Origin of the sequence: Frankia sp. CgMI4, from assembly GCF_001756285.1 — a bacterium.
Classification (GTDB): Bacteria; Actinomycetota; Actinomycetes; order Frankiales; family Frankiaceae; genus Frankia; species Frankia casuarinae.
Genome location: NZ_MAQZ01000125.1, coordinates 188,092 through 201,522 on the forward strand (window position 1 = coordinate 188,092; position 13,431 = coordinate 201,522).

Consider the following 13,431-nt stretch of genomic DNA (forward strand, 5'->3'; position numbering starts at 1 on the left):
TCAGCTCTCCCGCCTCTGCCCGGCCGGCGCCGGCCGCTTGGCCAGTCGCGCCCGGGTGGAAGCGRCCGGTGCCACGCCACCGCCACGCCCGCCGAGGGTCTTCGGACTCAGGCCCGAGTACCGGCTGACCGAGAACAGTCTGCGCCGCACCAGCAACGTCACCAACGGCCGGGTGAAGATAAACATGATCACGACATCGCTCAACGTCGACAGCCCGAGCGTAAAGGCGAAGCCGCGCACCGAGYCGATCGACAGGATGTAGAGGACCGCGGCGGCCAGGAAGGAAACCGTGTCCGCGGAGAGCATCGTGCGCCGCGCGGCGGGCCAGGCACGATCCGTGGCCGCCCGGACCGTGCGACCGGCCCGGACCTCGTCTTTGATCCGTTCGAAGTAGACCACGAACGAGTCCGCCGTGACACCGATCGACACGATCAGGCCGGCGATGCCGGCCAGGGTCAGCGTGAACCCGATCGCCACGCCGAGCAGCACCACCGAGGCGTAGATCAGCAGACCGCTGACGGCGAGGGAGATGATCACGACCATGCCCAGCGCCCGGTAGTACAGGAAGGAGTAGGCGATGACGAGAACGAGTCCGATGGCGCCGGCGAGCAGTCCGCCGTGCAGCGAGTCACGACCGAGGGTCGGCGAGATGGACTCGGCCTGGGAGCGCTCGAAGGCCAGGGGAAGGGCACYGTAGCGCAGCACGTTGGCGAGGTCCTCGGCGTCGGACTGGCTGAAGCCGCCGGAGATCTGGGCCGATCCGGGGATGCGCTCGTTGGTCTGCGGCGCGGACTGCACCACCCCGTCGAGCACGATCGCAACCTGCTTGCCGATCGTGCTCTCGGTCAGCTTGGTGAACTTGTTCTGGCCCGGACCGGTGAACTCGACGTTCACGACCCACTGCCCGGTGGTGATGCCCGTGGTCCCGCCGCCGCCCTGCAGGCCCGCGGAGGCGGTCTTCACATCCGTCCCGACCACCGTGGCCGGCTTGAGCAGGTACTTCGTCGTCCCGGTCCGGTCACAGGCGGCGGTCCAGTCCTGCGGGCGGTCGGTGCTGACCGAGGCTTTGCGGACGTCGGCCGCTGCGCACGTCAGCGACTCGTAGCGAGCGAACACGTCGGCAGGCGGGCTGTCCCCGGTCGACCCGGTCGACCCGGTCGCCGCCGGCGCGGGGGCCGGGGCCGGAGAAGCCGAGGCCACCGGAGAAGCCGAGGCCGCGCCCACCGCGGGTGTGCCCGCGGCGGTCAGCGACACCGGCTGGGCGATCAGGCCGCGGCCCGTGCCGTCACCGAGCGCGGCCGGTTTGTTCGACGCGGCGGGTGCCGGGGATGACGGCGCGATGCTCGGCGTGCTCTGGCCGGCCGTCGGGGCCGGCTGGCCCGTCGCACCCGGCGTGGGTGCGGAGGCCGCCCCAGTGGGGGTGGGCACCGGGGTGGCCTGGCCGGACGTGGCGACCTCACGGAAACGCAGTTCAGCGGTCTGCCCGACCAGATCCACGACGTCGTTGCGGCCGCGGCCGGGCACCGAGATCTCGATCTGGTTGCCGGTACGATGAACCTCGGACTCGGCGACGCCCAAGCCGTCAACGCGCTGCCGGATGATGTCGACGGCCTGGTTGACGGCACCACTGTCGACGTTGTTTCCCTGCGTGGCACGAGGCGTGAGGATGACGCTCGTCCCGCCCTGCAGGTCGAGCCCGAGCCGGGGCTTCCAGTTTCCGGTAGCGGCCATGAGGCCGTAGAGGACGACGATCAGACCGCCGAGGATCCCCAGCCGGGTCCAGACGGAGATCCCCCTGGGTACCCGTGCCGAGCCGCGTGCCACCTGCGAGTCCCTTCCTCACGCGCCGGTGTGCCGGCGCTCGTTCGTCTCGCCGCTGCCCGGACCGGCGGTGCCCAAAGTATCCGAACGAATGTCACCGAGGGTGCGTTCCGCTCCCCGAACGGTAGTGCTCGGTCAGGTGACCGGCGATCACAGCTCCTTGCGGGGCGGGTGTGTCGTTTCACCGCCCGTGCCGCCGTCCCCACCGGGGAGGCCACCGCCGGGATGCGACGCCTCGGCGCCACCGGGGCCGTCGGAACCGTCGTCGTGTGACCGGGGTTCCCCGGAGGACTCCCCGCCGTCCCCGGCTCCGCCGGGCGTACTGATCACCCGAGCGACCGCGCTGCGCGAGAAGCGGCAGACGACATCGGGCGCAACCTCCAGCAGGAGGTCGCCGTCCTCCATCTCGACGACCGTGGCGTAGAGACCAGCGGTGGTCATCACCAGGGTACCGGGAACGATCCGCGATATCTGCTGCTGTTGCGCCTTGGCGCGGCGCCGCTGCATCGAGAAGAAGTAGACGATCACCAGGATGAGGATCAGCGGGAACAGAAGCCCGCTGATCGAACTGCCCCCGTCCTTGCCGGCCGCCACCGAAGCTGCCACGAGTACGTGCACGTCCTGCCCTCCTGATGTGTTGCGGCGATCGTACGTATCGATCGGATGCCTGTGGTGGGCAGGGCGGTTGTGCCCGGCACACAGGACCTCCTCCGGCCGGAATGGCCGATGCTACGGGGACGACTCATCCCGGACGGAGTAATCACCTTCAGTGACTACTCCCCGGCCGACCGACCCTCTCACAGTCATTCTCCCTCGGTGAACAGCGAGACCTGGGTACGACCGAGCGGATCGGTGACGGGGTCCAGACCGAGGTGCTCGAAGGCGGCGGGAGTGGCCATCCGGCCCCGGGCGGTACGGATCAGCAGGCCGGCACGCAGCAGGAACGGCTCGGCCACGTCCTCCACCGTCTCCGGTTCCTCCCCGACCGACACGGCGAGCGTGGTGAGCCCRACCGGACCGCCGCCGAACCGGGTGACCAGCGCCTCCAGCACGGCCCGGTCGAGACGGTCCAGTCCGAGCCCGTCGACGTCGTAGATCCGCAGCGCCGCCTGGGCGATCTCGCGGGTGACCACGCCGTCGGCCCGCACCTCCGCGTAGTCGCGCACCCGGCGCAGCAACCGGTTGGCGATGCGGGGCGTACCACGCGACCGGCCAGCGACCTCGGCGGCTCCCTCGGCGGTGAGGGTGACCCCCAGCAGGCCGGCCGAGCGAGTCAGCACCCGGGCGAGCTCGTCGGCGTCGTAGAAGTCCAGATGGGCGGTGAACCCGAACCGATCCCGCAGCGGGCCGGTCAGCAGGCCCGACCGGGTGGTGGCCCCGACCAGCGTGAATGGCGACACGTCGAGGGKGATCGCGGTCGCGCCCGGGCCCTTGCCCAGGATGACGTCAACCCGGAAGTCCTCCATCGCGGCGTAGAGCAGTTCCTCGGCTGGCCGGGCGATCCGGTGAATCTCGTCGAGGAACAGGACCTCTCCCGGGGAGAGGGCAGTGAGGATCGCGACGAGATCCCCGGCGCGTTCGATCGCCGGCCCACTGGTCATCCGCAACGGAACCTCGAGCTCCTGCGCCATGATCATCGCAAGGCTGGTCTTGCCCAGACCGGGCGGGCCCGACAGCAGGACGTGGTCCGGCGGGCGACCACGCGCCCGCGCCCCCTCGAGCATGATTGTGAGCTGCTCGCGCACCTTACGCTGGCCGACGAACTCGGCCAGGGTGCGCGGACGCAGCCCGGCCTCGAAGGCGCGCTCCTCGGGACTCGCCGCGGCGGACACCAGGCCGTCGTCACTCATGTCCCACCTCCGCGTACCCCCGCCCCTCGACRTACCCCCGCTCCGACCGACCGCCGCCCCGGCTGACCGCCGCCCCGGCTGACCACCGCCCGACGCGGTCGCGCGCCGCATGGCGGCGTCATAACGGCCCTCACCTGCGTAGCACGGCAAGACTCGCGCGCAGCAGGGTCGCGGTGTCGGGCGGAGCGCCGCCGGTTCCCGAGTCGGCCCCGGCCCGGGAACCCGGGGCGCCTTCCTTTCCCGGGACGTCTCCCTTGCCCGGGGCGGCCTGCTCGCCACCGGCTGCGGCGCCCTCGCCGACGGGCGCGGCCAGGACCACGAGCGCCCGGGACACGGCGGCGTCGGCCTCACGACCCGAGTAGCCCAGGCCCACCAGCGCCTCCCGCACGGTCGCCGCGACCCCGACGGCATCGGCCGGCATCGGTTCCGGTCCCGACGTCAGGCGCGGGCCGGGCAGCGGCGCACCGTCACCCGGCGGACCGAGCCGGTCCCGCAGGTCCAGGACGATGCGCTGCGCGCCCTTGCGCCCGATACCGGGGACCTTCGTCAGCACCGCGAGATCCTCCTCGGCGACGGCGCGGCGCACCGTGTCGGGATCGTGCACCCCGAGCACGGCCTGGGCGAGCTTGGGCCCGACCCCGGCCGCGCTCTGCAGGATCTCGAAGACGTCGCGCGCATCGGCGTCGGCGAAGCCGTAGAGGGTCAGCTCGGTCTCGCGCACGATCAGGGTGGTGGCGAGGGAGGCGGACTCCCCCACCCGCAGCCGCGACAGCGTCGACGGCGAGCAGTGGACGAGCAGGCCCACCCCGCCGACCTCGATGACGGCGGACAGCGGGGTCAGCGCGGTGACCGTGCCGGCCAACGACGCGATCATCGGGTGGGTCCGCCCGGCGCGGCGGAACGGAACCGGGCCAGCGCCGGCCCGCGCCACAGGTGGCAGAGCGCCAACGCGAGGGCGTCCGCCGCGTCGGCCGGGCGTGGCGCCTCGGTCAGCCCGAGCAATCTGGTGATCATAAAACTGACCTGCGCTTTGTCCGCCCGGCCGCTGCCGGTCACCGCGGCCTTCACCTCACTGGGCGTGTAGAGACSCACCGGCAGGCCTCGCCGGGCGGCCAGCACGATGGCGACCGCCCCGGCCTGCGCGGTGCCCATCACGGTACGCATGTTCGCCTGGCTGAAGACCTTCTCGACCGCGACCGCCTCCGGGCGGGTGCGATCGAGCCAGGCGTCGATGCCATCGGACACGGCGCACAACCGTTCGGCGACCTCGGCGGTGGCGGGGGTGCGCACCACCCCCACCTCGACCAGGTGGGCCCGGATGCCGAGGCCACCGTCGACGACCCCCAGGCCACACCGGGTCAGCCCCGGATCGACCCCCAGCACCCGCATCCACCCTCCCGACCGCACGTTCACAAGAACATTCGTTCGATTCTAGGGGCGGCGGCACAACCGGACATCCACGACACGCCCAACAGATCGCCCGAGAGGACGATCAGCTGCCGACGAGCTCCATCACGTCATCGGAGATGTCGGCATTGAACCAGACGTTCTGGACGTCATCGAGATCCTCGACCGCCTCGATGAGCTTGAGGACCTTGGCGGCGGGTTCGGCCTCCAGCGACACGCTCACACTCGGCAGCCAGGAGATGTCCGCGKAGGTGACCGCCAGGCCGGCATCGGTGGCGGCCACCCGCACGGCGTGCAGATCGGTCGCCTCGGAGACCACCTCGAAGGCCTCCCCGACGTCGTTGACCTCCTCCGCGCCGGCGTCGAGCACAGCGAGCAGTACGTCGTCCTCGGTGAGGCCGGCGGTCTTCTCGATAAGCACGACACCCTTGCGGTTGAACAGGTACGACACCGACCCCGGGTCGGCCACCGTGCCGCCGTTACGGGTGATCGCCACCCGGACATCCGACGCCGCCCGGTTACGGTTGTCGGTCAGGCACTCCACGAGGATCGCCACCCCGCCCGGGCCGTACGCCTCATAGGTGATGTCCTCGTAGTTCACCCCACCGGCGAGCTCGCCGGAACCCCGCTTGACGGCCCGTTCGATGTTGTCGTTCGGCACGGACTGCGACTTCGCCTTGGCGATGGCGTCGGCGAGCGTCGGGTTGCCCGCGGGGTCTCCGCCGCCCGTCTTGGCCGCCACCTCGACCGTCTTGATCAGTTTGGCGAACAGCTTGCCCCGGCGGGCATCGATGACCGCCTTCTTGTGCTTGGTGGTCGCCCACTTGGAGTGGCCGCTCATGACCTGCCTCTCTTGCGCCCGATCATCGACCGGACCCGGACGATCGGACGCTGTCGACGAATAGCCGGTGCACCCGGGCATCACCGGTCAGCTCCGGATGGAACGCGGTGGCCAGCAGCGGTCCTTGGCGGACCGTCACCGGCGCCTCGGCGACACGGGCCAGGACCTCGACCGCGTCTCCTGCCTTTTCTACCCATGGTGCCCGGATGAAGACCGCGTGCACAGGTGGCCCCGCCACCCCGACGACCTCGAGGTGTGCCTCGAACGAGTCCACCTGCCGGCCGAAGGCGTTACGCCGGACGACGATGTCCAGTCCGCCGATCAGTGGTTGATCCGGCCGACCGCCCACGACGTCCCGCGCAAGCAGGATCATGCCAGCACATGAACCGAACACGGGCAACCCCGCGGCCACCGCCGCCCGCAACGGCTCCAACAGCTCGAACACGCGCAGCAACCGGCCGATCGTGGTGGATTCACCTCCGGGCAGGACGAGCCCGTCGACCTCGGCGAGCTCCACCGCGTGGCGCACCGCCACCGGCCGCGCGCCGGCCTCGGTGAGCGCCCGGGCGTGCTCGCGCACATCCCCCTGCAACGCGAGGATGCCGATCCGCGGGCCACTCACCAGCCGCGGTCGGCGTAGCGGGCTTCCGGGGGAAGCTCGGTGACGTTGATGCCCACCATCGCCTCGCCAAGGCCCCGGGAGACCTTCACCAGAACGTCGGGGTCCTTGAACATGGTGGTCGCCTCGACGATGGCCCGAGCGCGGCGCGCCGGGTCCCCGGACTTGAAGATCCCGGACCCGACGAACACCCCGTCCGCGCCGAGCTGCATCATCAGCGCCGCGTCCGCCGGGGTGGCGATACCGCYGGCGGTGAACAGCACGACGGGCAGCCGACCGAGCCGGGCCACCTCGGCGACCAGCTCGACCGGGGCGCGCAGCTCCTTGGCCGCCGCGTAGAGCTCCTCGGCGGGCAGCCCCGACAGCCGGGCGATCTCCGCCCGGATKGTACGCATGTGCACCACGGCGTTGGACACCTCGCCGGTGCCCGCCTCACCCTTGGAACGGATCATCGCCGCGCCCTCGGCGATCCGGCGCAGCGCCTCCCCCAGGTTGGTGGCTCCGCAGACGAACGGCACCGTGAAGCGCCACTTGTCGATGTGGTGGTGCGGGTCGGCAGGCGTGAGAACCTCGGACTCGTCGACGTAGTCCACCCCGAGCGCCTGCAGCACCTGTGCCTCGACGAAATGCCCGATCMGGGCCTTGGCCATGACCGGGATGGAGACCGCCTCGATGATCTCCGAGATCATGTCGGGATCACTCATCCGCGCCACCCCACCCTGCGCCCGGATGTCGGCGGGAACCCGCTCCAGCGCCATCACCGCGACGGCGCCGGCGTCCTCGGCGATGCGGGCCTGCTCGGCGGTGACCACATCCATGATCACACCGCCCTTGAGCATCTCCGCCATGCCGCGCTTGACGCGGGCGGTACCGGCATGCCGGGCGGAGTCGGTCGCCGGGCCGGCGGCGGGGGCAGTCTGGCCCTCGGACATGATGTGCCGTCTCTTTTCACTGGGTCGGGTCGCCAGGGCCGCTGGGTACCGGCATGTCTGGCACCTGCATGTCGGCTACCCCACCGGATGGTTCCCGTACGGGTGGGTCGGTTTTCCATGGTACGGCGATCTCGCGACCGGCCGGGCCATCAGGAGGCCAGCCCCGGCAGGTCGTCGCGAGGGACGCCCTCGCCACGGATCGGCAGGGCGTCGTCGATCTCGAAGTAGCTGGCCGGCGGCCGGCGGCCGGCCAGGTGCGCCATCCGCACCACGCGTCGACCGGCGAGTGYCCGCAGGTCGCGGACCGCGTCGTTGTGGAACTGCCGGGCGAGCGCGACCCGGGCCGCGCAGGAGTCGACCGCATGCAGCTCGGCGGGGTGGTGCTGGCCGGCCGCGGCGACCTCGGCGGACCGTAACGCCCGGCTCAGGGCATTCTCGCTCTGCTCGACCGCGGCGTCCAACGCCCCCCCGGCGAGCAGGTCCGGATAGGCCGTTCGGGCCCGGGCCACGCTCTCGCCCAGCTCGGCCAGCTCACATCGCAGGGCCAGCTCGCGCGCGGCGTCGGCGCGGGCGACCAGGTGCGCCACCAGCCCACCGCGGGCGTCCGCGACCCGGGCCGCGAGTCGGTCGAGCCGAGTGGCCAGCCAGGTCAGATAGGTCGCGATCGCCACCACCAAGGCGACCACCACCACGACGACGGTCATCCCGCGCAGCGTAACCAACGGCCGAATGTGACGTGGCTCTGGTACCGGGGCAGGTCAGTTACCACTCCTCGCGTCGCCCCGGACCGGCAACCGCGTCGCCGTCGCGAYCGACACCCGCATGTCCCCGGAGACCATCTGGTACACCCCGACGATCCGCTCGGCGATGGCCCGCCAGTCGTAGGCGGTGACGACGGYGCGACCGCGTTCCACCAGCCGCGYGGCGCCGGCGGGATCACGCAGCACCTGGGCCAGGGTCGCGGCCAGCCGCGCGGGATCGCCGACGTCGAACAGCCTGCCGGCGCGCCCGTCATCGAGGACCCGGCGGAAGGCGTCGATGTCGCTGGCCACCACCGGGGTCCCGGTCGCCATCGCCTCGAGCAGCACGATCCCGAAGCTCTCCTGACCGGTGTTCGGGGCGCAGTAGACCTGCCCGGAGGCGAAAACCCGGGGCTTGTCAGCGTCGGAGACCATGCCGACGAGGTCGACCCGCGAGCGCAGGGTGGGCTCCAGCCGGGCCCGCACCGCCGCCCCGTCACCGGGCCCCGCCACCAGCAGCCGGACACCGTCGATCTCGGCGGCGAGCGCAGGCAGGGCGGCGAGCAGCACGTCAAGGCCCTTGCGCGGCTCGTCGATACGCCCGAGGAACACGACGGTGGGCCGCCCGTCGTCGTAGTCGGGCAGGGGCCGGGCGCCGGCGAAGTTCTGCACCGCCACCCCGTTCGGGATCAGGATGGCGTCGGCGCCCAGATGCTCGACGAGGGTGCGCCGGGCCGCCTCGGAGACCGCGATCCGAGCCCGCAGCTTCTCGAACGACGGCTGCAGCGCGCCCTGGGCCGCGGTGAGGAACCGCGACCGGGGGTTGGCGGTGTGGAAGGTGGCGACGATCGGTCCATCGGCCAGCATGYAGGCCAGGAGGCTGACGCTGGGCGCGGTCGGTTCGTGGGCGTGCAGGACATCGAAGTCGTGCTCACGCAGCCAACGGCGGACCCGGGCGGCCGAGACCGGGCCCATCAGGAGCCGGGCGACGGAGCCGTTGTAGGGCAGCGGTAACGCCCGACCCGCGTCCACCGCGTAGGGCGGCAGGGTMCGTTCGTCGTCCACCGGGGTGATGACGGACACCTCGTGACCGGCGGCGATCAGGGTCTCGGCGAGGTCACGCACGTGCGCCTGGACCCCGCCCGGTACGTCCCAGGCATAGGGGCAGGCCAGACCGATCTTCACGGCGGCGTCATCCGTCGTCGCGCCAGATCCGCTGGAGCATGTGCCAGTCCGCGGGGTGCGCGGCAACGCCGGCGGCGAAGGCGTCCGCGAGTCCCTGCGTCATCGTCGGGATGTCGCTCGGCTCGACGGCGGGATGGATCCGCCCGCTCCACCCGTCATGGTCGAACCAGAGCGTGGCGGGCAGCAGCGCCGCTCCGGTGCGCAACGCGAGCGCCGCGGGCCCGCCGGGCATGGTGGCCGTGGCGCCGAAGAACCTCACCGGGATCCCGCCACGGGAGAGATCCCGGTCCGCGAGCAGGCAGAGCATCCCCCCGGCCAGCAGGCGCTCGGTGAGCAGGTCGAACGGAGGAGCCTGCCCGCCGGTCAGCGGGACGACCTCCATGCCGAGTTCCGAGCGGAAGGCCAAGAACCGCTCGAAGAGCGCCTCCGGCCGCAGGCGTTCGGCGACGGTCGTGAACGGCACGCCATTCGCCACCAGCCAGGCGCCCGCCTGCTCCCAGTTGCCCATGTGCGGCAGCGCCACGATGGTCCCTTTCCCGCGGGCGTGCGCATCCCACAACCGATACTGGTCCAGCAGCCGCAGCCGGCCGACGACACGGTCCAGACCGATCTCTCGGAAGCGGAACACCTCCAGCCAGTACCGCGCGTAGGAGCGCATCGCCGCCCGGGTCAACCGGTCCAGATCGGTTCCCGGCGGCGCCACCCGGGCGAGATTCGACCGCAGCCGGCGCACCCCCCGCCCGTCGCGGCGGTAGGCCAGGTCGGCGCCGAACCGGAACGCCGCGGCGGCCACGGGCTGCGGGAGCAGCCGGACGCCGCGCCAGCCCAGCGCGTAGGCGAGGTCGGTGAACCGCCCGGCTGCCGCCGCCCGCCCAGCCGCCGTCGCCCGCACGCCCGTCGTCAACGCTCGGCTCTTCGTCGGGTCGTCTCGATGACCGCTCAGCGGCCGTTGCGGCCGGGGCCGAAGGTGGTCGCGCTCCGGGACGCAGCCGTGGTCCGGGACGCGGTGGTCGGGGCCGCCCTTGACGTCAACGGGGAGGGAGGGTCCCCCGCACGGTACCACTGCCGGTAGACGTGGACGACCCGCTGGACGACCGTCAGCGTGGTGGCACCGACGAGGAACCACAGCGCCGCGGGCAGGAGGTAGGGCACCCCGAGGCCGTACAGCCCGGCGGCGACCAGCAGGATCAGCAACCGCTCGCCCCGTTCGGCGAACCCCACGTCACAGGTGAAGCCGAGTCCCTCGGCGCGGGCCTTGACGTACGAGGTGATCGACCCGGCGACCAGGCAGATCAGGGCCGCACCCGCCAACGGCAGGGAATCGCCGTCGCCGGCGTACCAGAGGACGAGCGATCCGAAGATCGCGCCGTCGCCGACCCGGTCGGACGTGGAGTCGAGAAAGGCCCCCCACTTGGAGGAGATGCCGCGGGCGCGGGCGATGACCCCGTCGATCAGGTCCGAGAAGACGAACAGCGTGACTACCACGGTGCCGAGGAAGAACACCCCGCGGGTGAAGAACCCCAGAGCCCCGCCCGCGACCCCGACCATGCMGATGATCGTCACGACATCCGGCGACACCGACGACCGGGCGGCCCACTGGCTCACCGGGTCGAGCAACTTCTGGATCTGCGGTCGTGCCTTGCTAGCGAGCATGTCCGTCCCGTCGTCCCGCGTGGTCGTCCCGCGTGCGCCCGACTTCGGGCGGTCTTCACAGTACAGCCGCCACGATCCGCGCATTCCCGACCACGGCCGCCCTCGGGCTTGTGTCCCAGGTAACAGGGGAGGACTCTGCCGTTACCGAACAGGCCGTTACCTCCCAGTCAAGGAGGCGAGGATGTCATCAGCCTCGTGCGATGTGCGCAACGTCGTCCTGGTAGGCCACACCGGYGCGGGCAAGACGGCTCTGGTGGACCGTCTACTCGCCACCGCCGGGCCGCCGGACCGCCAGAACGGCGACCGTCAGACCGCCCAGACCAGCTACGTCGGCCATGCCGATCCCGAGCGTCGCCCGGCACGGTCGGTCAGCCTCACCCTGTGTTCGGTCAGTCATCGCGGGCTCACGATCAATCTTCTGGACACCCCGGGCTATCCCGACTTCGTGGGCGAGCTGCGGGCGGGCCTGCGGGCCGCCGACGCCGCTCTGTTCGTCGTCAGCGCGATCGACGGGGTGGATGGCGCGACCGGCATGGTGTGGGCGGAGTGCGCCGGGGTCGGCATGCCCCGCGCGATCGTGCTCACCCATCTCGACCATCCCCGGGCCGATTTCGCGGCGGCCGTCGAGGGCTGCCAACGGGCCTTCGGGGCCGGTGTGCTGCCGGCCTACCTGCCCGAGCGGGAGGCCGGCGCCTCGATGCGGCTGGTGGATCTGCTGTCCGGGCGGGTGCGGGAGTACCCGGACGGCGGCTGCCGGGAACTCGCCACCCCGGCCGACCTCACCGGCCGGTACGCCTCCGCCCGCGCCGCCCTGGTCGAGGGGATCATCGCTGAGAGCGAGGACGAGGCCCTCCTCGACCGGTACCTGTCCGGTGATGAGCCCGACACCAAGCTCCTGCTCGGCGATCTGGAGACCGCGGTCGCCCGCGGGACGTTCTTCCCGGTGTTGCCGGCCGGTCTGCTTCCGGGTTCGACCTCGGGTCCGGGCGCCGGTGCAGGGAGCGATCGGGGCGTCGATCGGGCCGGCGGTTTCGGCTCCGTCGAGCTGCTGGACCTGTTCGTGCAGGGGTTCCCCTCGCCGCGGGAGCATCTCCTGCCGCCGGTGAGCCGCCCTGACGGCTCCCCCTGCGAGCAGAGCCACGGTGATCCGGCCGGGCCGCTCGTGGCCGAGGTCGTGAAGACGACCACGGACCCTTACGTGGGCCGGATGTCGGTGATTCGGGTGTTCTCCGGCACGCTGCATCCCGACGATGCGGTGCACGTCAGCGGGCACGGCAGAGCCACGGCCAGGCACGCCGACCACGACGACGACGAGCAGGTCGGGGCGCTCTCCCGGCCGTACGGCTCGGTTCTGCACACGGTGGGCGAGTGCCCGGCCGGCGGCATCTGCGTGGTGACGAAGCTCAGCACCGCCGAGACCGGCGACACCCTCTCCGATCGCGACGACCCGCKCTACCTGCCCGCATGGTCGATGCCCGAACCGCAGCTCCCCGTCGCGATCAGTGCCCGAAGCCGCGCGGACGAGGACAGGCTGTCGACCGCACTCGGCCGGCTGGCCGTGGAGGACCCGACGCTACGGATCGAGCAGAACCCCGAGACCGCCCAACTCGTCCTGTGGTGCATGGGCGAGGCCCACAGCGACGCGGTCCTGGAACGGCTCGCCCAGCGCTACGGCGCCGCGGTGGACCGGATCGCGCCCCGGATCCCGCTGCGGGAGAMACTGCGTGCCCCGGCACGCGGACTCGGCCGTCAGGTCAAGCAGTCCGGTGGGCACGGTCAGTTCGCGGTATGCCAGATCGAGGTCGAACCGCTCCCGGCGGGCGGGGGCTTCGAGTTCGTCGATGAGGTGGTCGGCGGCGCGGTTCCCCGGGCCTTCATCCCGTCGGTGGAGAAGGGCGTCCGGGCGCAGATGGCGCAGGGCGTCCGCACCGGCCATCCCATGGTTGATCTACGGGTCCGCCTCGTTGACGGCAAGGCGCACAGCGTCGACTCCTCGGACATGGCCTTTCAGATCGCCGGCGCACTGGCGCTCAAGGACGCGGCCCGGGCCGCCGGCGTCGTCGTGCTCGAGCCGATCCTGGCCGTTGACGTCCTGGTACCCGACGAGTACGTCGGGGCCGTGATGGGCGACCTGTCCACTCGCCGAGGACGGGTCGTCGGGATGGAACCCATCCCTGGCAGGCCCAGGGCCACCCCCCGGGCGGTCATTCACGCAGAGGTCCCTGCGAGCGAAATGATCAGATATGCGATTGAACTACGATCCTTGAGCCACGGCACGGGTAGCTTCACGCGGAACCATCGCGGCTACGAGCCGATGCCACCACAGCTTGGGGATGCCCTGTCGGCGTGAAGCGAAAAAATCGGCATAAAGCAGGAATCGGAC

General features: G+C 71.6%; 13 protein-coding genes. 1 reads left to right on the plus strand and 12 read right to left on the minus strand.

Going from position 1 to position 13,431, the window contains the following annotated elements; translation table 11 throughout:
• The 12 genes from secD to pgsA all read right to left on the minus strand — a co-directional run bounded on the left by secD (position 1) and on the right by pgsA (position 11,048).
• Positions 1-1,824 carry a protein translocase subunit SecD gene (secD, locus tag Manayef4_RS21595; RefSeq protein WP_070133143.1) on the minus strand — a complete coding sequence of 608 codons (1,824 nt, stop codon included), beginning with the start codon at positions 1,822-1,824 and terminating at the stop codon, positions 1-3.
• A 147-nt stretch (positions 1,825-1,971) separates the two neighbouring features.
• Positions 1,972-2,439, minus strand: coding sequence for a preprotein translocase subunit YajC (yajC, locus tag Manayef4_RS23630; protein ID WP_011435814.1), 468 nt, complete (start codon positions 2,437-2,439; stop codon positions 1,972-1,974).
• Between the two features lie 185 nt (positions 2,440-2,624).
• Positions 2,625-3,671, minus strand: coding sequence for a Holliday junction branch migration DNA helicase RuvB (gene ruvB, locus Manayef4_RS21605; protein ID WP_070133144.1), 1,047 nt, complete (start codon positions 3,669-3,671; stop codon positions 2,625-2,627).
• 130 nt (positions 3,672-3,801) lie between these two features.
• The gene (gene ruvA, locus Manayef4_RS21610; protein ID WP_011435812.1) at positions 3,802-4,545 is read right to left on the minus strand and encodes a Holliday junction branch migration protein RuvA; all 744 of its coding nucleotides are present in this window, start codon (positions 4,543-4,545) and stop codon (positions 3,802-3,804) included.
• Positions 4,542-5,060 carry a crossover junction endodeoxyribonuclease RuvC gene (gene ruvC / locus Manayef4_RS21615; RefSeq protein ID WP_070133145.1) on the minus strand — a complete coding sequence of 173 codons (519 nt, stop codon included), beginning with the start codon at positions 5,058-5,060 and terminating at the stop codon, positions 4,542-4,544. The genes ruvA and ruvC overlap by 4 nt, the downstream gene beginning before the upstream one ends.
• Before the next feature lie 103 nt (positions 5,061-5,163).
• Positions 5,164-5,919 (minus strand): YebC/PmpR family DNA-binding transcriptional regulator, encoded by a 756-nt coding sequence (locus Manayef4_RS21620; protein ID WP_070133149.1) that lies wholly within the window; start codon positions 5,917-5,919, stop codon positions 5,164-5,166.
• Positions 5,920-5,941: 22 nt separating this feature from the next.
• Entirely contained in the window at positions 5,942-6,541 is a 600-nt protein-coding gene (pdxT, locus tag Manayef4_RS21625) for a pyridoxal 5'-phosphate synthase glutaminase subunit PdxT (protein WP_011435809.1), read from the minus strand.
• Positions 6,538-7,470, minus strand: coding sequence for a pyridoxal 5'-phosphate synthase lyase subunit PdxS (gene pdxS, locus Manayef4_RS21630; protein ID WP_070133151.1), 933 nt, complete (start codon positions 7,468-7,470; stop codon positions 6,538-6,540). Before pdxS ends, pdxT begins: the two co-directional genes overlap by 4 nt.
• A 149-nt stretch (positions 7,471-7,619) precedes the next feature.
• Positions 7,620-8,174 carry a hypothetical protein gene (locus Manayef4_RS21635; protein ID WP_070133153.1) on the minus strand — a complete coding sequence of 185 codons (555 nt, stop codon included), beginning with the start codon at positions 8,172-8,174 and terminating at the stop codon, positions 7,620-7,622.
• A gap of 54 nt (positions 8,175-8,228) precedes the next feature.
• On the minus strand, positions 8,229-9,395 hold the full coding sequence (locus tag Manayef4_RS21640) for a glycosyltransferase family 4 protein (protein ID WP_070133155.1): 1,167 nt from the start codon (positions 9,393-9,395) through the stop codon (positions 8,229-8,231).
• Positions 9,396-9,402: 7 nt separating this feature from the next.
• The gene (locus Manayef4_RS21645; RefSeq protein WP_051623774.1) at positions 9,403-10,299 is read right to left on the minus strand and encodes a phosphatidylinositol mannoside acyltransferase; all 897 of its coding nucleotides are present in this window, start codon (positions 10,297-10,299) and stop codon (positions 9,403-9,405) included.
• Positions 10,300-10,334: 35 nt separating this feature from the next.
• Positions 10,335-11,048: a phosphatidylinositol phosphate synthase gene (pgsA, locus tag Manayef4_RS21650; protein WP_070133157.1), complete on the minus strand. Its 714-nt coding sequence runs from the start codon at positions 11,046-11,048 to the stop codon at positions 10,335-10,337.
• 181 nt (positions 11,049-11,229) lie between these two features.
• Between pgsA and Manayef4_RS21655 the strand changes: the two genes are divergently transcribed.
• Positions 11,230-13,398 (plus strand): elongation factor G-like protein EF-G2, encoded by a 2,169-nt coding sequence (locus tag Manayef4_RS21655; RefSeq protein WP_070133158.1) that lies wholly within the window; start codon positions 11,230-11,232, stop codon positions 13,396-13,398.
• Positions 13,399-13,431 lie beyond the last annotated feature (33 nt).

Bases quoted from the DNA above. Each gene is read 5' to 3' on its own strand.
- ruvA (WP_011435812.1), bottom strand. From the start codon at position 4,545: ATGATCGCGTCGTTGGCCGGCACGGTCACCGCGCTGACCCCGCTGTCC.